Origin of the sequence: Polaribacter marinus (assembly GCF_022662535.1) — a bacterium.
Classification (GTDB): Bacteria; Bacteroidota; Bacteroidia; order Flavobacteriales; family Flavobacteriaceae; genus Polaribacter; species Polaribacter marinus.
In genome coordinates this window covers 378,692-397,236 of sequence record NZ_JAKQYM010000002.1, presented here as the reverse complement: position 1 = coordinate 397,236, position 18,545 = coordinate 378,692, and the positions used below count along the sequence as shown (strand labels likewise).

The 18,545-nt window shown below is 30.4% G+C and carries 16 protein-coding genes and 1 CRISPR repeat array; of the genes, 6 read left to right on the top strand and 10 right to left on the bottom strand.

Annotated features, from left to right (window positions below):
- Positions 1–6: 6 nt before the first annotated feature.
- Positions 7–867, bottom strand: a complete 861-nt coding sequence (locus MC378_RS05035; protein ID WP_242177632.1) for an outer membrane beta-barrel protein — start codon at positions 865–867, stop codon at positions 7–9.
- A 343-nt stretch (positions 868–1,210) separates the two neighbouring features.
- On the opposite strand from MC378_RS05035, the gene MC378_RS05030 reads away from it, so the two are divergent.
- Positions 1,211–2,218, top strand: coding sequence for an LLM class flavin-dependent oxidoreductase (locus tag MC378_RS05030; RefSeq protein WP_242177631.1), 1,008 nt, complete (start codon positions 1,211–1,213; stop codon positions 2,216–2,218).
- Between the two features lie 153 nt (positions 2,219–2,371).
- Here MC378_RS05030 and MC378_RS15370 read toward each other — a convergent pair whose 3' ends face one another.
- The 5 genes from MC378_RS15370 to MC378_RS05010 form a co-directional block, all read right to left on the bottom strand.
- Positions 2,372–2,887 (bottom strand): alpha/beta hydrolase, encoded by a 516-nt coding sequence (locus tag MC378_RS15370; protein ID WP_338048439.1) that lies wholly within the window; start codon positions 2,885–2,887, stop codon positions 2,372–2,374.
- Positions 2,871–3,194 (bottom strand): alpha/beta hydrolase-fold protein, encoded by a 324-nt coding sequence (locus MC378_RS15365; RefSeq protein ID WP_274704102.1) that lies wholly within the window; start codon positions 3,192–3,194, stop codon positions 2,871–2,873. Before MC378_RS15365 ends, MC378_RS15370 begins: the two co-directional genes overlap by 17 nt.
- Before the next feature lie 189 nt (positions 3,195–3,383).
- Entirely contained in the window at positions 3,384–3,968 is a 585-nt protein-coding gene (locus tag MC378_RS05020; protein WP_242177630.1) for a response regulator transcription factor, read from the bottom strand.
- Between the two features lie 58 nt (positions 3,969–4,026).
- Positions 4,027–4,464, bottom strand: coding sequence for a hypothetical protein (locus tag MC378_RS05015; protein WP_242177629.1), 438 nt, complete (start codon positions 4,462–4,464; stop codon positions 4,027–4,029).
- A 242-nt stretch (positions 4,465–4,706) separates the two neighbouring features.
- Positions 4,707–5,051, bottom strand: a complete 345-nt coding sequence (locus MC378_RS05010) for a winged helix-turn-helix transcriptional regulator (RefSeq protein ID WP_242177628.1) — start codon at positions 5,049–5,051, stop codon at positions 4,707–4,709.
- A gap of 255 nt (positions 5,052–5,306) precedes the next feature.
- On the opposite strand from MC378_RS05010, the gene MC378_RS05005 reads away from it, so the two are divergent.
- Positions 5,307–5,981 carry an NAD(P)H-dependent oxidoreductase gene (locus MC378_RS05005; RefSeq protein ID WP_242177627.1) on the top strand — a complete coding sequence of 225 codons (675 nt, stop codon included), beginning with the start codon at positions 5,307–5,309 and terminating at the stop codon, positions 5,979–5,981.
- A 27-nt stretch (positions 5,982–6,008) separates the two neighbouring features.
- Positions 6,009–7,016, top strand: a complete 1,008-nt coding sequence (locus tag MC378_RS05000) for a zinc-binding alcohol dehydrogenase family protein (RefSeq protein WP_242177626.1) — start codon at positions 6,009–6,011, stop codon at positions 7,014–7,016.
- 353 nt (positions 7,017–7,369) lie between these two features.
- Here MC378_RS05000 and MC378_RS04995 read toward each other — a convergent pair whose 3' ends face one another.
- From MC378_RS04995 to MC378_RS04985, 3 genes are all read right to left on the bottom strand, one after another.
- On the bottom strand, positions 7,370–7,756 hold the full coding sequence (locus MC378_RS04995) for a YHS domain-containing (seleno)protein (protein WP_242177625.1): 387 nt from the start codon (positions 7,754–7,756) through the stop codon (positions 7,370–7,372).
- A gap of 105 nt (positions 7,757–7,861) precedes the next feature.
- Entirely contained in the window at positions 7,862–8,227 is a 366-nt protein-coding gene (locus MC378_RS04990) for a hypothetical protein (RefSeq protein ID WP_242177624.1), read from the bottom strand.
- 6 nt (positions 8,228–8,233) lie between these two features.
- Positions 8,234–9,844: a glutamate synthase-related protein gene (locus tag MC378_RS04985; RefSeq protein ID WP_242177623.1), complete on the bottom strand. Its 1,611-nt coding sequence runs from the start codon at positions 9,842–9,844 to the stop codon at positions 8,234–8,236.
- A gap of 398 nt (positions 9,845–10,242) precedes the next feature.
- On the opposite strand from MC378_RS04985, the gene MC378_RS04980 reads away from it, so the two are divergent.
- The 3 genes from MC378_RS04980 (at position 10,243) to cas2 (ending at position 12,486) form a co-directional block, all read left to right on the top strand.
- Complete coding sequence (locus MC378_RS04980; protein WP_242177622.1) at positions 10,243–11,043, top strand: hypothetical protein; 801 nt, start codon at positions 10,243–10,245, stop codon at positions 11,041–11,043.
- 235 nt (positions 11,044–11,278) lie between these two features.
- Positions 11,279–12,166, top strand: a complete 888-nt coding sequence (gene cas1, locus MC378_RS04975; protein WP_242177621.1) for a type II CRISPR-associated endonuclease Cas1 — start codon at positions 11,279–11,281, stop codon at positions 12,164–12,166.
- Positions 12,157–12,486 (top strand): CRISPR-associated endonuclease Cas2, encoded by a 330-nt coding sequence (cas2, locus tag MC378_RS04970; RefSeq protein ID WP_242177620.1) that lies wholly within the window; start codon positions 12,157–12,159, stop codon positions 12,484–12,486. The genes cas1 and cas2 overlap by 10 nt, the downstream gene beginning before the upstream one ends.
- A gap of 110 nt (positions 12,487–12,596) precedes the next feature.
- A CRISPR array of direct repeats spans positions 12,597–14,344; the repeat unit is 36 nt; unit sequence AATATCGTTTTTTCTAATCTTTAATCAAACCACAAC.
- A gap of 413 nt (positions 14,345–14,757) precedes the next feature.
- Here cas2 and cas9 read toward each other — a convergent pair.
- On the bottom strand, positions 14,758–18,144 hold the full coding sequence (gene cas9 / locus MC378_RS04965; protein WP_242177619.1) for a type II CRISPR RNA-guided endonuclease Cas9: 3,387 nt from the start codon (positions 18,142–18,144) through the stop codon (positions 14,758–14,760).
- Between the last annotated feature and the right edge of the window lie 401 nt (positions 18,145–18,545).

Sequence of the window (18,545 nt, the reverse complement as noted above, 5' to 3'; positions counted from 1 at the left end):
TAATAATTATTTTTTACCTAAATTTTTAAAATGATAGGTGATTCCAAAATTAATTCCGAAAGAAGAATAAGGTACTTTTTCAGCTAATTTGATAGAACCATCTGTATTACTATTTGGCAAATCATCTACATATGTGGTTTTCTTATAAACACCTACAGGTAAATTGTTTAAAGAGTACAAGCCACTTACTGCTACATTTCCATTGGGTAAAACAACATCGGTATTAAATTCAGAAAGTTCAGAGTCTTTTCTTTTTAAACTAATTCCATAATATTCTGCTTCAACAAAAATACTAAAATTGCTACTTAATTCATGTTTATAACCAAGAGCAGCTACAAAACCTAAAGGAAATTGACCGTGAAAATCTTCTATATAATTGGTTTCAGAATACGAGCCTAAGGGTACACCTATTTGATCTGCTTCTGCTTGCGAAAAAACCGATTTTTGGTACACAACTGCCTCTGTTTTTCCTCCAACCTTTATCAAAGCACCAAATCGTCCATAAACATTATTTGTAAATCGATAAACTACAGAAGCTGATGCTCCAAAAGCACGTGCTCTTGCAACCGCATCTACTTCCATAGAAGCTAAAGTAACTTTAGAAACGGTTTGATCTGTTCCTCTTAAATACCCAAGAGATACATCTAAGCCAAATGAATCATTAAAAAAATAGGTTCCTCTTAACTGTACATTACTTCCTTCACCATAACTCCCATAGCTATTTTTTGTTTCTAAGGGATTCACTTTTTCTCCTAATTTCATGCCTGCACTACCTAATGCGTATCCAGAACTCAATGATACTTGAAGTTGTGCATAAGAAATACAACTGATGAAGAGAACTGTAAATACTGTAATTAAATGTTTCATAATATATTATTTTTCAATGATTTATTTTATAAAGTTGATTAAAATAGAGTGATAGAATATCCCTAGTAGTATTTTTTAATACATAGAAATATATTCATAATACCCCCAATTAAATCGACGGCAAATATACTTTTTAGTAAGGTTAGTTAGAGACTATAAAGTTAAATCTTTTAAGATAAAATATGTACATTTATTTAAAAAATAGGATTGATATTTTATAGATATAATAAGTTTTACAAAAAATGATAAAAGTGTACTATTATAAATATAGAAATAACTTAATAACAAAATAAAATTACAACGATCAAACCTTTATTATTTTTACAATTGATAGTATACATTTATGAAAACAGCACATACACAATATTCAATATTAGATCTTGCTTTAGTTTCTAAAAATCATACACTAAAACAAACGTATAAAAATGCTCTTAATTTAGCACAACACGCCGAAGCTTATGGGTATACTCGCTATTGGTTGGCAGAACATCATAACTCTACCAACATTGGTAGTAGTGCAACTACTGTATTAATGGGATATGTAGCTGCAGGTACAACTACGCTTCGTATTGGTTCGGGGGGAATTATGTTACCAAACCATTCTCCTTTAATTATTGCCGAACAGTTTGGTACCTTAGCAACTTTATATCCTAATCGTATAGATTTAGGTTTAGGAAGAGCACCAGGGACCGACAGAGAAACTGCCCAAGCCATTCGTTCAGATTTTATGCAAGCCGCACAATTGTTTCCTAATGAATTACAAAAAATACAACAATACTTTTCTATAGAAAATACAAACTCAAAAGTACGTGCTACCGTAGCAGAAGGAGTAGAAGTGCCTATTTATATTTTAGGTTCCAGTACAGATAGTGCACATTTAGCAGCAAAAAAAGGATTGCCTTATGCTTTTGCAAGTCACTTTGCAACCACATATTTATGGGATGCTATAGAAATTTATCGCAAAGAATTTCAACCATCAAAACATTTACAAGAACCTTATGTAATGGCAGGTATAAATGTAATTTTAGCTAAAACAGATGAAGAAGCACAAAATTTATCAACTTCTTTAATTCGTATGATTTTAGGAATATTTACAGGAAAAAGAGATTTTGTACAACCTCCTATAGCAATGACACATGAACTAAAAGAAAACTTACAAAACCCTCAAGTGCATCAAATGCTAAAATATTCTTTTATAGGTAGTAAAGCTACAGTTAAGGCACAGCTAAAAGAATTTATAAAACAAACACAAGTCAATGAATTAATTGCTGTAACTAATATTTATGATGGTAAAGATAGAATACAATCATTTAAACTATTTTCAGAAATTATGAAAGAGTTAAGTAAATAAGATTACATACATAAAACACTGTTTATTAAATAGATAAATAGTATTATTTAAAGTTATAATACTATTTTATAATTTTAGATTTTATAAGTTAAATAATTACAAATAATGTCTGAACTTAAAGATGATAATACCTGTTTTAAGTTTAGTTTTTATTTATTTCTTTTCTACTTTAAATATAGCATCTAGTGCATTATAAACAGCATTATGTAATGCATCTCCATGTGTTTTATTTTCTAAAAATTCATAAAACAATTTTACATGTTCTTTTTTATTTAACTTTAATTTATTGTACAATTCTTTAGCAGTTCTTTCCATCACTTCTCCTTCTTTTCCTACAGCTATATAAATAGAGGTATTTGAGTCAAAAGAACAAGGTTGTACCTTTAATAGCTTTTCATCATTCCACCATAAACTAGGGCTTACAATAATATAATTATCAAAAAGTGTTGGCTTAGTTAATAAAATTTCAGTAGTTAACAATCCCCCTAAAGACTGTCCAATAATAGTTTTAGTTGTATTTGTTCTGTATGTTGCTTCAACAAAAGGTAAAACTTCTGTTTCTAAAAATTGTATAAATTTTTCGGATTTCCCAGAAGTAGGAAATTCTTTTTGATCTAATTTGTTTAGAGAAGGGGAGGTAAAATCTCTTTTTCTATCTACATTTCCAATTCCAATAACAATAGATTGGAACCATATTTATCCAAGAAAAAGAACCAAATTGAACAATTCCAGAAATGTGTATAAAATCCTCATCCTTAGAACCATCTAACAAATAAATAACAGGATAAGTCTTTAAACTATCAGTAGTATAACTTAAAGGCAAATAAATATTTAAATCTCTCGTTTCTTTTAATATAGTCGATTCAATTGCTATTGATTTTCCAATAGAAAAATCCGTTTCACTTATTTTCTTGGGTATTGTTTGTCCAAATGACAAACAAGTTATCAATATCAAACTAAATCTATATAATCGCATCTTATACTTTTGTAATTAATCTTAAAATATGAAATATTTTTTTAAGGTAGTTGTAAAATAATTTCAATAAATATATTGTTTTTTTTCTTGATACTTTTATAGTCACTCTAAAACTAAAGTAAAAGAGAAGCTAAATACATACAACAAACACAAATATCAAATATAACACTCTAAGATAGAAAAGAAATATTAAGTTCCATAACGTTCTTTAAGTTTGTCAAATAAATAAGTTGTGTTGGTAATACCAACAGCTTCAGCTATTTGCTTTTTACTTGCAAAAGGTTCTTCTGCTCTTAAGTTTCTGGCTTTTTCTAAACGCGCTTCTTGTATTAACTGGTTTACGGTTTGCCCTAATAAACTTTTAACCTTACGATTTAATGTACTTCTAGAAACTTTCATATATTCAGAAATCGTATCAACAGTAAGCAAAGGAGAATTTATATTTTTATTAATGTAGGTAGTAATTTTGATATTAAATTTACCCGCATATTCGTTTAGATTTTTAACTTTTTCAACAGTAGTACTTTTGTCAAAAGTGATTACATTATTATAAAGCGCAATAGAATTTTTGATATTAATTAAAAGTTCCTCTTCCATAAATGGCTTATATATATAACCATCAATACCTAAGCGCAACATAGATAATTTTCCTTGCTGATCTGTTCTAGCAGTAAGTACTATAAATGAACTTACATCAACAGGAGTACTTATCACTTGAAATTGATCACTTTCCATTTTACTCAAATCCATAATACTATTAATAATATCTTGCATCTGTTGGCATTAATCTTTAATAATAGGCGTTTTTTGTTGGTTTTCTTTATCAGATTCTTTAAAAATTAATTGGTATAGCCTTGTAGATAGATTTACAACAAAAATGCGATTTAAATTCATTCAATTCTCGTAATTCTGGTTTTTGTCTTTCTAATATAATTTTATCAGAAAGTACCTTGTCTCTTTCTAGTGCTAAAAGTTTTTCGAATTGTAAATTATTTGATTTAAAATAATTTACCAATAGATGTATTACTAGAAAAACACAAGCAGTTTCTAAAACAATTAAGCGATCTACAACATTAACAGGGTAAACTACATAGAAATAGTAGGGTGTTAAAAACAGTAAAAAACTAATAACTAATGCAAGATATGCTGAACTTTTTTTTTCAAAAAGCGTAATTGCAAGAGGAGATAATAATACAAAATAATACTCAATATATTGACCTGGAGAAATAATCAGTGTAGCATAAGAATTAACAAGTATAAAAAGCCCCATAAAAGATAAACGTGCCCATTTATAATGAAAACTTTTATTAAGAAAAGTAATGAATGTAAGAGAAATTCAGAAATAGGGCACAGCTTATATTTATGCCGTAGATGAAAATCTTTAGTCCTGCTTCGGTAGGACTTTTTTTTATAAAATACCCTCAAAACCAACACAAAAGAGGAGGGAAGCACCACTAAACAAAGTTACCATCTCAACACAGACATATCATTAACAAAAAAACAATTCATTATTTACACTAAAACCTCTCCCTTTTCGGCTACAAGATAAACACCCCAATCTGCAATAGATTGGATAAGCGGAATTAAAGTTTTCCCTAAATCGGTTAAAGAATATTCCACTTTCAAAGGGGGTTTAGAGGTATATACTTTTCTTTTAACAATACCATCTTCTTCCAAAGTCTTTAATTGTAAACTTAAAGTACGTTCTGTAACAGTAGGCATTTCTTTTCGTAATTCATTGTATCGTAGTGTACCACCGATTAAATGATATAATATAACGGTCTTCCATTTACCTCCAATAATTCCCATCGTTAAACTAGCACAACATGGGTATTCTTTTCCTTTAAATTTATACATAGTAGGTTTCATAAATAAAAATCGTTACCGTTATTAAGTGTACAAAGATATAATACTATACTAAATTATACAACTATATTTTTTATAGTAAAAAATTATAATTACAAACTACTGATAATAAGTAGATTAAAAAAATATTTACATACTATCCTTTTTGACCGTTATTGCGAGAGATTAAAACTATATATACTTTTGTCGCTATACTTTTGATAGTATTAAATTATAATATAAAAGACCAAATAAAAACATAGAATTATGACAATACCAAACATCGCAAAAGAAGACATCTTAAACGCATTTAATTATAGACATGCTACAAAAGAGTTTGATGCTACTAAAAAGGTTTCTGATGAAGACATAAAATTCATCTTAGAAACTGCACATTTATCACCAAGTTCATTTGGTTTTGAGCCTTGGCATTTTGTAGTTGTTCAAGACAAAGAATTACGCGAGTTATTAAAACCGGTAGCTTGGGGAGCTCCTCTAAAATTAGATACAGCTAGTCATTTTGTATTAGGGTTAAGTATGAAAGCACCAATGGTAAAACACGATGCAGACTATATTATGCACATGATGAAGGATGTAAAACAATTACCACAAGACGTAATTGATATGTATGCTACATTTTACAGAGAATTTCAAGAACGTGATTTCGATTTAGATACCGACAAAAAATTATTCGATTGGTCTTCTAAACAAACCTACATCGCTTTAGGGAATATGATGACAGCAGCGGCATTAACAGGAATTGATTCTTGTCCTATAGAAGGATTCCATCAAGAAAAAGCAGAAGCGTTATTAAAAGACAAATTTGGAATAGATACAGACAAATATGGTTTATCATTTATGGTGGCTTTTGGATATAGAAAAGCAGATCCAGAATTTGGTAAATCAAGACGTAATTTTGAAGATATCGTAACCTTTAAATAAGTATTTTCCTTCTAAAAAACACACAAAATGAAAGCAATAGGATATAAAGAAAATCTTCCAATAGAAGATGTTAAATCTCTGCAAGACATTCAATTAAGTACCCCCAAAGCAACGGGTAGAGATCTTTTGGTAGAAATTAAAGCCATTTCTGTAAATCCGGCAGATTATAAAGTACGTGCAGGAATCCCTGTAGAGGGAGACAATTGGAAAGTAATTGGTTGGGATGCTACCGGAATCGTTAAAGAAGTTGGTAATGATGTTTCTTTATTTAAAGTTGGTGACGAAGTTTGGTATGCAGGCGATTTTACGCGTCAAGGTAGCTATGCGCAATTCCAAGTGGTAGACGAGCGTATTGTAGGTAAAAAACCTTCTAGTTTGTCTTACCCAGAAGCGGCTGCATTACCCTTAACATCACTTACTGCTTACGAAATGTTGTTTGATAGATTGCAGGTTGCAAAGAACAATGCTAGCAAATCTATTTTAGTCATTGGTGCTGCCGGTGGTGTAGGATCTATTTTGGTACAATTGGCTAAAAAGTTAACCAAACTAAACATTATTGCTACGGCTTCTCGTAACGAAACCACAGATTGGTTAAAAAAATTGGGCGCAGATGCTGTGATTAACCATAGAAATAAATTAAGCGAAGAGTTTCTAAAACACAACCTTCCTGCTCCAGAATATGTAGTGAGTTTAAATGCCACAGAACAGCATGTAGATGAAATTGTAAAACTGATAAAACCTCAAGGTAAATTTGGGTTTATAGACGATCCAAAATCGTTAAATGTAATGCCATTTAAAGCAAAAGCGGTATCTACACATATCGAGTTTATGTTTACCAGATCTATGTTTCAAACAGACGATATGATAGAACAACACAACATTTTAAATAAAGTAGCTACTTTAATTGATAACGGAACTATTAAGACCACTTTAGGTGAAAATTTCGGAATTATTAATGCAGAAAACCTTCGTAAAGCACACGCATTTTTAGAAACTGGAAAAGCTAAAGGTAAAATCGTTTTAGAAGGATTTTAATAAGTACTAAAGGCATTTCTTTCAAAGAATTTTAGCCTTAATAAAACAAGCCCCTAATTATTATTAATTGCAAGGAAGAAACCACTATTTTTTTAGTGGTTTCTTCTATTTTAAAGAATATGTAATACCATATTCCCTAAGAATTCAAAAGATAAGAAACGGCTAAGCGTCCAAAGAGGACAGAGCGTTAAGAAAATGTCCAGTAGACATTTATAGCGAATGGGCCAGCCTGTGCCTGGTGTCTGGACGCGTTAGTGGAAGATCTTGTAGAATTCAAGAAAAATAAAATAAGTCTAGATTTTTGGTGCTGTTCTTCAATAAAAAAGAACAAAGAAAAACCAATATCAAGAACTTTAAGAAGCATTCATTTTACCCCAAGCCATATCCGCTAAAGCTCTTAATTCCTCAGGTTTTTTAACCCATTGTCTTTTTGCATCAATAATTCCGAAAAGCATTCTAGTAAAAAAATAGAGTTTCCCATCTCGAACTTCCCAACTTTTAGGATTAGGATTAGCTTCTGCACCTTCAGACATCGCAATAGCGCAAAATCCACCATATTGGGGAGTGTATTGGGCTGGTGCTGCATCAAATTTTTCCTTGTTTGCTAATGAAGCAAATAAATACTTAGCATCATGGTAAGTTGAAGTATACGAGTCGTTTCCTTTTTTAGGGTTGTCGTTAAAAAATGATACCACATCATATCCTTGTGCTGCCATTCCGTTTTTTAAATTTTGTTTCATGTTATCTATTTCTATTTGTATTAAAGTTTTGTTCGTAATTTTTTTTTAATAGGGCAGGTGCATTTAAGCGTTTTTCTAAAACAAGTTTAACCTATTCAATTTTAGTTACATTATTTTAAATTGTTTTTGTCTAATCGTTACTGCTCTAAAAGAGAAAATCACTAAAGAAAATAGCCCTATAAGCGCAAAAATGATAGCCAATACACTTGTATATAGCGATATTTTTCCAGCAGAATATAAACCATTAAATACTGCAGAAACCAATAAAAGGGCTACTGCTACATAGAAAAACACCATGCCCATATTAAGTAATTTTAATTGCTTTAATTTTTTAGCAATGATGGTTTTTTCTTTAGAGTTTTCAATCATTGTACTTATCTCATTACTTAAAGTAACCATTAAGTTTGATGTTGAAAGAATAAGCAATCCCAAACCAGGAACAATGGTTATGGGCAAATACCAGTTTTCCATGCTTATTTATTTGATACCTGCGTAATTTATTCCTGTTAAATAATGCATCTCTCTATCAAAAGTTGAAAGATCTTCAAAATTAAATTTCGTAACATTATCATATCCACAAGCACGCGCAACAACTCTAATTAAATCGTTGGTCGCTTCAAAGTAATTTTGTAATTGTTTTGCAGATGAATCTATTATTAGCCTACTACGCAAAGATTCTTTTTGAGTCGCAATCCCAACCGGACAATTATTAGATCCACAAGCACGCATCCCTAAACAACCAATTGCTTGTAATGCAGAATTAGATACCGCAATGGCATCTGCACCCAACATCAAAGCTTTGGCAAAATCTTCGGCAACGCGTAAACCTCCTGTAATAACTAAGGTAACATCTGTGGCTCCTACTTTATCCATATAGGCTCTTGCTCTGGCTAATGCCGGAATGGTTGGAACGTTAATATGATCTCTTAAAATACTTGGTGCAGAGCCTGTTCCACCACCTCGTCCATCTAGAATAATATAATCCACTCCAACATCCAATGCAAATTGTATGTCTTTTTCTATATGACTGGCTGCTATTTTAAATCCAATAGGTATACCTCCGGTATGTGCTCTTACTTTATCGGCAAATACTTTAAAATCTTCTACGCTATGAAAATTCGGGTTTGCGGCTGGCGAAATAGCGGTTTCTCCTTCTTTTAATCCTCTTACTTCTGCAATTTCTGCACTCACTTTATTTCCAGGTAAATGTCCTCCTGTTCCTGTTTTAGCTCCTTGTCCGCCTTTAAAATGAAAAGCTTGTACATGGTCTAATTTATCCCAAGAAAATCCAAATTGTGCAGAAGCTAATTCGTAAAAATATTTAGAATTATTGGCTTGTTCTTCGGGCAACATACCTCCTTCACCAGAACATATTCCTGTGCCTGCTAATTCTGCTCCTTTAGACAAGGCTATTTTGGCTTCACGAGATAAGGCTCCAAAACTCATATCACTTACAAAAAGAGGCATAGCTAAGGTTAAGGGCTTTTGGGCATTCGGACCAATAACTACTTTCGTAGCAACTGCTTCATCATCCAACAAAGGTCTTGTAGCCAATTGTGCGGGTAAAAATTGAATATCATTCCACTTAGGAAGTGTATTTCTATCCACGCCCATGGAAGCTGAAAAACCATGATGTCCAATGTTTTTAAGACCATTTTGAGCCAGTTCTTTTATATAACCTGTATAAGGTTCGGTGTCTTCCGGATGTGTATCTGCGTAAGCTCCTAAATAGGCATCTCTATTAAAAGGTTGTGGATTCTTTTCTAAATAGGCATCAATTTCAAAAGCATCTACAAATAAATCATCGCCTTCTATTTTAGTTGAAAACTTATGAAGTACTTCTTTATTATTATATTCAGAAACGCCAGAATCTACACGATAATCCCATCCGTGAACTCCACAAATTAAATTATCTCCATCTACATGTCCATCAGACATTAGTGCTCCTCTATGCAAACACCTTCCGTAAAGTACAGAGATATCTTCATCAAATTTTACAACTACTAAATCCAATCCATTTACAAGTGCGTGTTCGGGTGTTTTGTTTTTTAATGCACTTACTTGTGCAATCACTACTGGTTTTTTCATAGGTATGTTTAGTTAATTATTCGTTTAATTTTATTAGTATTTGTTTAATATTACAACATCTTGTTCAATTTGGTCGTAAAAAACACAAAGTCTTACATAAAAATCAGGTCAAAGCAGCAAAAAAATTTATAAACCCCTAAAAAACATTTGTTTATAAAATAAAAATATTATTATATTTGTTTCACTTTCAAATACTATAAATTTCTTACACCCAAATCAATTACATTATTGTAATTGTAAAAAAGACATCATTGGCCAATGATTTTCAAGAGTTTGTACACCAACAAACCAATTTATTAATCAGATTGTTATAATTTCTGATACGTAAAAAAGAAAAAGTGTAAGAATAAAACACATACCATAAAGAAAGAATAGCAATCATAAAAACCATTTTTATTATGGCTAAACAGAAAGGCTTTATTAAGCTACAAGGCTCTTTAGGCGGACTAACATTCTACGAAAGCAGTGGACAAAGCATTGTAAAAACCACTGGAGGTGTAGATAAAAGCAGAATTACCAACGATCCTACTTACAAAAGAACAAGAGAAAACATGTCAGAGTTCGGTGCCTCCGCAACCGTAGGCAAAGCACTAAGACAAGGTTTTGGTACAATCATCAAAAACATCAAAGACAGCACCGTTACAGGAAGGCTCACAGGTGTAATGAAACGTATAAACAACATGGGATCTGGTGTGCGTGGACAAAGAGAATTTGATATCCTTACCAATAAAGAAATTTTAGAAGGATTCGAGTTCAATAGCAAAACGCCTTTAAACACAGTATTTTATCCAGAATACACAGCGCCAACCTTAGATGCCAACAGAAGCATTGCAACATGGGTAATACCAGATTTCAATACTTCTAATTTTTTAAGAGCTCCAGAAGGGGCAACACACTTTAAACTCATATTGGCATCTACCGTTTTAAGCAATTATCATTACGTATCTGGTTTAAAAAAATACGAAGCCGTAGAGCCTACAGACAATAAAGTAAATGGCATCAACTTAAGCAATGCAATACCAATAGAAGCTATGGTAGGGGCAGACACAACCCTAACCGTAGACCTAGGTTTTGCAGCTGTATTACCAAATACAGTAGCAGTGGTAATGGCAACAGGTATTTTATTTTATCAAGAAATTAATTCCGAATTATACGAGCTATCAAGCGCAAACGCTATGAGAATCTCTGCTGTAGGTTAATACCGATAAAATAAAAGCAAAAAATTAAGGTCGTAAGAAAACCTTAGTATTTGAAAGTTAGAGGCAACCTTGTCCAAAGGTTGTCTCTTTTTTTGTGTAAAATTAAAAACTATCTATTCAGATTATTGTAAGATTAGTTATTTGATAAACATTAAAATAAACTATTCTAAGACTAAGAAACTTATATCTCCATTTTTAAATAAAAAAGAAAATTTTTATCTTTAAGAAAAAAACTATGATAAAAAGAACTCTTTTCTTTCAAAACAAATGTGCTTTAACAACAAAATTAGAACAACTAGTAATTACAAATAGGCAATCAACTGTAAAAACAGTACCTATAGAAGATATAGGGTTTCTTGTTATAGAAAATCAAGAAACGTATATTTCTATACCTGCAATTTCTAAATTAACTCAGAATAATGTTAGTGTTATTTTTTGTGATGATAAACATATGCCCCAAAGCATGTTATTAAATTTAAACAATCATCACATACAACAACAACTTTTTACAAATCAAATAAATGCTTCTGAACCCTTAAAAAAACAATTATGGCAACAAATAATCAAACATAAAATTCAAAATCAAGCAATACTTTTAAATAAACAAGGTATAAACAGCACACCATTAAATCATTATAAATCCAAAATACTAAGTGGAGATAGTGATAATAGAGAAGCTGTAGCTGCAGCATATTATTGGAAGAATATTTTTGATTTTAATTTTATTAGAGAAAGAAATGGCGTATATCCTAACCTGTTTTTAAACTATGGTTATATTGTTTTAAGAGCAGCAGTAGCAAGAGCACTTTCAGGCAGTGGCTTGTTAAATACATTAGGAATCCATCACCACAATAAATACAATGCTTTTTGTTTAGCAGACGATGTTATGGAACCATATCGCCCCTTAATTGATGCTAAAGTCTTAGAAATTATAAAAAAATATGACGAACATGATTTAATTACACCCATAAAATTAGAATTATTAAGTGTACTAACACAAACTGTTTATTTCCAAGACAAAAAAAGCCCATTAATGGTCGCTTTAAGCAGAACAACTAGTTCTTTACAACAATGTTTTGCAGGAAAATCCAGAAAAATTTTATATCCTAAATTATGGATTTAAATGCTTATAGAATTATGTGGTTATTTGTTTTTTTTGATTTACCTACCGACACAAAAAAAGATAAAAAAAATGCGCAGCAGTTTAGAAAAAATCTACTCAAAGACGGCTTTACAATGATGCAATATTCTGTTTATATGCGTCATTGTGCTAGTAGCGAAAGTGCAGATGCTCATCAAAAAAGAATAAAAGCACTTTTACCACCCTACGGAAAGGTTAGTATTTTAAGAATAACAGACAAACAATATGGCAACATCATGAACTTTTGGGGTAGAGTAGAAGCTTACAAAGAACCAACACCAATGCAACTAGAATTATTTTAATAGAAAACAAAAAATGCTTCAAACAAAGTAATTACACCTTTGCAAGAAGCATTTTTTATCTACGATATTTATATTTAAAACTATGATAATTAGAAGTTAACAAAACAACTAATATCGTTTTTTCTAATCTTTAATCAAACCACAACAACACTTCTTGAAGTCACAAAAAACGCTTGAATATCGTTTTTTCTAATCTTTAATCAAACCACAACAATCTGAAATACAGAAGTAAAAGGCGACAAAATATCGTTTTTTCTAATCTTTAATCAAACCACAACAACATCGATAGGTATTTATTATACCGGTCTAATATCGTTTTTTCTAATCTTTAATCAAACCACAACCGAAGGAAACGTGTTGTTTTCGTTCTCTTTAATATCGTTTTTTCTAATCTTTAATCAAACCACAACTAAATAAGATGTTTTGCTTTACTTTATCTAATATCGTTTTTTCTAATCTTTAATCAAACCACAACTAAGACCACTTAAACCCTCCAGAAGTTTTGAATATCGTTTTTTCTAATCTTTAATCAAACCACAACTAAAGTATCATAATTTAGATTATTTGTACAAATATCGTTTTTTCTAATCTTTAATCAAACCACAACGCGCATGGATTCTTACTAAAAAAGAACTTCAATATCGTTTTTTCTAATCTTTAATCAAACCACAACAATAAAGTGTCCACTAAAATATGACCAATCAATATCGTTTTTTCTAATCTTTAATCAAACCACAACCGCTTTTCCGTTTTCGTCTAGCGTTTTCATAATATCGTTTTTTCTAATCTTTAATCAAACCACAACTGGTTTTCCTACTAAAATAAATGTAGTGGTAATATCGTTTTTTCTAATCTTTAATCAAACCACAACAATGGGCAATTACTAACAGATTTTAGAGATAATATCGTTTTTTCTAATCTTTAATCAAACCACAACAGCGAGGAACTTGCAAACTTTATTACAATTAATATCGTTTTTTCTAATCTTTAATCAAACCACAACATGCATTTGGAGGGGAAAGAAATATAGCAAAATATCGTTTTTTCTAATCTTTAATCAAACCACAACTCCATCAGCTCTCTCGTATGAAGTATTTAAAATATCGTTTTTTCTAATCTTTAATCAAACCACAACTATACAGTAATACAAAGTCAAAAATACCCAATATCGTTTTTTCTAATCTTTAATCAAACCACAACAGATACGGACAAGCTTGGAAAGATAGCAGGAATATCGTTTTTTCTAATCTTTAATCAAACCACAACAATACCTGCTGTTACCTTTTTGTCGTGCTCAATATCGTTTTTTCTAATCTTTAATCAAACCACAACGCAAAGTAAATTATAAACCTCTTTCTCTATAATATCGTTTTTTCTAATCTTTAATCAAACCACAACATTTCGCCAGTAGAGTCTACTTTGATTATTAATATCGTTTTTTCTAATCTTTAATCAAACCACAACTTAGTTCTAAACATAGATACTAATATGAAAAATATCGTTTTTTCTAATCTTTAATCAAACCACAACTTTGGTTCTTCAACTCCTGCAGGAACATTAATATCGTTTTTTCTAATCTTTAATCAAACCACAACTATTAATTTAAACAAGCATATAGTGGAAAGAATATCGTTTTTTCTAATCTTTAATCAAACCACAACACTGAAAAAACTGTATATTTTGAACAAGAGAATATCGTTTTTTCTAATCTTTAATCAAACCACAACTAAATTCTTTGGAGGTGATGAAGCTTTAAAATATCGTTTTTTCTAATCTTTAATCAAACCACAACATGCTTACAAAAAGACCTTTTATAGAAGCTAATATCGTTTTTTCTAATCTTTAATCAAACCACAACTAAAAACTGATTTTATAAAATTGAATAATCAATTTTCTGTTGTGGTTTGGTTGTTTAAGATTGATAATTTTATGTCAAAGAACTTTGGTTTGTCATTCCGACGCAGGAGGAATCTCATAATCTGAATCTGAGCATTTTTATGCGATTCCTCCTCATACTTCGTAAGGAATGACACAGAGAACTAGCTTTTTATAAAACGGTTTTCTAAAAATTCAAACTTACTATTAAAAGTACGTATTAGATTCAATTTCTTTTCTCTACGCCAACCTTTTAATTCTTTTTCTCTAGCAATAGCATTTTGGTTTCGTTATAATATATATAAAATACGTGTGGCTACCTTCATTTTCATTATAAGCTATCATCTTTTTTTGATATGTGTTTTCTCCTTTGTAGGAATGACAAAAACTTACTTATTATAGTTTCACTATTTTGCCAATACTATTAAGTTTTACTTTTATTGGTTTTAAATTTTGAAAACTAGGTATACTCTTAATTCTAATTGCTTCTATTTTATTGAGAATAGTAGAAGCTTCGACTTTCCTAAAGTTATAATCTTTAGAACTTATTTTCTGAACTCTATACAGATATCTATTTAATAAATTATTATCTGGTTTTTCCCAATCAATCTCATTTTCATCAACACCTAGTAAAAATAAATCATTAATTTGTAGTGTACTTATAATTTCTTTACCATCTTTTGGTAGCTGAAAAACAGCTTGTTTTTGTCTTTTACGTTCAATGGCAGTCCAAAATGTAACTACTTCTTCTTTTAAATTATCATTAAAATCTTTATATATAAGCACATGATGGTTATTTCGTGGGTTTACATATTGGTTTGTATGTTCTTTTAATTTTTCTGCGCCACCAATATTTTCTTTTATTCTTACTTTTTTAATAGGAACAGGCTTTCCATTTCTATTGGGTAAAAATATTTGTGGTTGTTTTTCTCCATTTTCATCAATAATAAAAAAGGTTTCTTTAGGTATTTTCCCTTTAATAAAACCACCTAATTGCTGTACCTTTTTATAAATTAATTCTCTAATACTTTTATCTACTATTTTTTCTAAATGTTTTTCTGTAGTTAAACTTTCTAAAGGTTTTCGTACATGAAATGCTTGTGTAGAATTTGGAGCTTGTCTTAAACCATAAACAGACTCTTTATGCAATTGCCCTCTTGCAGCAATGCCTAAATTTTTATGTACAACACCGTTTTTTTTAGTGATATGGGTTCTTACAGTTAATAAGCTTTTTTGTTTTTTATGAGATACTAAAATTTGAGCAATAGCCTTTTCAGCATCATTTCTAAAATTAAACCAAGGCTCTGGAAAATCTTTTAATTCATAGTTTTTATTGTATCTATTTCTTTTACTTAGTTCTTGTAAATGACTTCTTGTAGCACAAGCCATTACCAAAGCATCTATAGCATGATGTCTATGGTCATCTCTCGTTTTTGTATCGTCGTCTTTGTTTAAAATACTATTTAATCCCCATTGATGTCTTAAAACGGCAGTCATTTGTCCTGGTGCCACCATAACATTATTACAAATTTTAGATAAATAGTTTTTAGCTTCTTTACTTATATAACGGGTATCGTTCAATTGTCTACTTATAAAATCTTCATCGTGTTTTTGTTTTACAAAATGTTTAAATTTTCTGTAAGCATTAGGGTAACTAGGATATTTATCTTTAAAACAATTTAAGGCTTGCAGTTTTATGGCTTCCCATTTTTTATCTCCATGTTTACTGTAAAACTCATAAGGGGTATAATTTCCTTTCGCTCTGTTTTCATCTGCAAAACAAAGGGTTTTATTATTAAAACTATCATTTAAAGACCTGCTCCAAGGAAAAATATGTTCTATTTGTATCTCTCCTGTAAACAATTGGCTTATGGTAATTGTTTTTCCTGTAAAAGGGCAGGTATGGTTACACTCTTCCCACAATTTATATTTTAAAATATTAGTGTGATTTATACGCTGACCTAATTTCTCTAATTCACCTTTTACTCTATCATTTTCTTTTTCTAAGGTTTGTTGTTTTCTCCTTGTTTCGTAACGATTCTTTTTAGAAGCTTTTAAATCTCTTGCTAGTTCTACTTTTATTTCATCTGGTTTTCCATAAGTATCTATAATTTCGTTAACCAATTTTCTGATTTCAAATAGCGCTGTAATAACAACAGGGTTTTTAATCTTTTGTATTTCTCTATCTGCATGTATATTTACAGGAAGTTTATCTAAAATGGTTACTGTTTCAATGGCGCTACTATGATGATATAGTTTTTCTAATTGTTTATCTGTACAATTAAATTCGTTTTTCATCATATTTTTTAAAGGTTCTATATAACCTCCTTTTAAATTTGAGCGAACAATTTCTGGCACATTGTCCAAAACAAATTGTTTATGCTCTTCCCAATCTTTGCCTAAAACATTTTTAACACCTGCCAAACCAACAGCAACATCATACATAAAACCTTCTTTTAAAAAAGGTAAAATGTTATTAATGGCTTTTCTACTTAAATTAGAATACCCTTCTTTTAAATTAAATTTAGAAATCTTAGTTGCTTTTTCTTCGTCAAAACCCCAATTCTTTATAGCATATTCTTTTAATTTATCTCTATCATCAAAAAAGGAAAGTACATGCCATATATTTTCTTGCTCTTCATCAGAAAAATCAAACCATTCTTTCCCAAAGAATTTTTTATTAGATAAATTACTAATAGTATGCGAGCCAACTATTTTATCATCATCTTTATAATTAAATTGATAACAACCATCTAACTTGTTAATTACCTTTCTAATTTCTTTAAAATTAGGTTTTTCTTTAGATAATAGAAGTGTAACTATTTTCTCTCGTTCTTCAGATGTAATTTTTTGTTTTATTCCATTAACATCATAAGAAAGCGTATTTAACCACTGGTAAATTCTAAATAATTCAAAAGGGATAGCACTAATAGGGCACTTTGTTTTCTTAGGTTCAAAAGTACAGTAACCAACCAAATGCTTTTGAGAACGTAATGGTCTTTGATGAAATAAAACACCATCTTCTTTATATCCATCTTTTTTCCTACCTCCAAGTATCGTTTTTAGAGTAATTGTAAGTTCTTTATGATATTGCTGCTGAAACTCCCAAATAGTTTCAAATTCATCAATATACATCTGCCTTGTTGTATACCTGTTTCTTATACGCTCTAATTCTCCAGAAAAAGGTTCATTTTCTTTTGGATAAATAGTACTTAAATAAGAACCCAATGTTTTGTTTTTATCAATACTATTTAAGGTTTCACTAATCCCAATTTTTCCAATTTTAGCATCTCCTTTAAAAATAGTACTCGCTTCTTTTACATCTGCACCAGCACTTCTACTATTACTTAAAAAGCCTCTTCTTTGTATAAAATGGTAAAATATTCGTCCTAATTCTAACAAGGTAATTTTTTCACTTATAGCTTTTGCTCTTAGTTCGTAAGGGTTTAATTTAAACCATTTTTGTAGTTCTTTATTTTTAAAAATTTCAGTTCCATTCCAATCTTTTATAAGTGTATCAGAAATAGGGCACAGCTTATATTTAGCTAGTTCTTTTAATAAGTATCTTTTACGTAAACGCCTCCTGTAAAATTGTCTTCTAACACCTCTAGCTTCTGTTCTACTTGCGTTTTTAGAAGTTTCTCTTCCTTCTCCTTCTCCTTCTCCTAGATTAACAACTCCTTCAGGAAATATTCTACTTCCCATTCCTAAAATAGTATTGTCTTCTATCAAGGCCCAACCAATAGAGTTAGTCCCTAAGTCTAATCCTAGTATTTTTTTCATATTTTTTTAGCAATTTAAAATGAATACTTAAATTTAAAAATAAAATACATCATAAAAAAATAATTTCTTATATTTGAAACAGATTAAAATTTCTAATCTTTAATCTTATCACAATAAGGCTATATGCCGTAGATGAAAATCTTTAGTCCTGCTTCGGTAGGACTTTTTTTATAAAATACCCTCAAAACCAACACAAAAGAGGAGGGAAGCACCACTAAACAAAGTTACCATCTAAACCCGACATACTTTTATTTTCCCTAAGAATTCAAAAGATAAGAAACGGCTAAGCGTCCAAAGAAGACAGAACGTTAAGAAAATGTCCAGTGGACATTTATAGCGAATGGGCCAGCCTGTGCCTGGTGTCTGGACGCGTTAGTGAAATATCTTGTAGAATTCAAGAA

Excerpts from the sequence above, each read along its gene's own strand:
- MC378_RS05005 (WP_242177627.1), top strand. The coding sequence starts at position 5,307 with ATGACAATACCAAACATCGCAAAAGAAGACATCTTAAACGCATTTAAT.
- MC378_RS04990 (WP_242177624.1), bottom strand. The coding sequence starts at position 8,227 with ATGGAAAACTGGTATTTGCCCATAACCATTGTTCCTGGTTTGGGATTG.
- MC378_RS04985 (WP_242177623.1), bottom strand. The coding sequence starts at position 9,844 with ATGAAAAAACCAGTAGTGATTGCACAAGTAAGTGCATTAAAAAACAAA.
- MC378_RS05000 (WP_242177626.1), top strand. The coding sequence starts at position 6,009 with ATGAAAGCAATAGGATATAAAGAAAATCTTCCAATAGAAGATGTTAAA.
- cas2 (WP_242177620.1), top strand. The coding sequence starts at position 12,157 with ATGGATTTAAATGCTTATAGAATTATGTGGTTATTTGTTTTTTTTGAT.
- MC378_RS15365 (WP_274704102.1), bottom strand. The coding sequence starts at position 3,194 with ATGCGATTATATAGATTTAGTTTGATATTGATAACTTGTTTGTCATTT.
- MC378_RS05030 (WP_242177631.1), top strand. The coding sequence starts at position 1,211 with ATGAAAACAGCACATACACAATATTCAATATTAGATCTTGCTTTAGTT.
- MC378_RS05015 (WP_242177629.1), bottom strand. The coding sequence starts at position 4,464 with ATGGGGCTTTTTATACTTGTTAATTCTTATGCTACACTGATTATTTCT.
- MC378_RS05035 (WP_242177632.1), bottom strand. The coding sequence starts at position 867 with ATGAAACATTTAATTACAGTATTTACAGTTCTCTTCATCAGTTGTATT.
- cas1 (WP_242177621.1), top strand. The coding sequence starts at position 11,279 with ATGATAAAAAGAACTCTTTTCTTTCAAAACAAATGTGCTTTAACAACA.
- MC378_RS04980 (WP_242177622.1), top strand. The coding sequence starts at position 10,243 with ATGGCTAAACAGAAAGGCTTTATTAAGCTACAAGGCTCTTTAGGCGGA.
- MC378_RS05020 (WP_242177630.1), bottom strand. The coding sequence starts at position 3,968 with ATGCAAGATATTATTAATAGTATTATGGATTTGAGTAAAATGGAAAGT.
- MC378_RS05010 (WP_242177628.1), bottom strand. The coding sequence starts at position 5,051 with ATGTATAAATTTAAAGGAAAAGAATACCCATGTTGTGCTAGTTTAACG.
- MC378_RS04995 (WP_242177625.1), bottom strand. The coding sequence starts at position 7,756 with ATGAAACAAAATTTAAAAAACGGAATGGCAGCACAAGGATATGATGTG.
- cas9 (WP_242177619.1), bottom strand. The coding sequence starts at position 18,144 with ATGAAAAAAATACTAGGATTAGACTTAGGGACTAACTCTATTGGTTGG.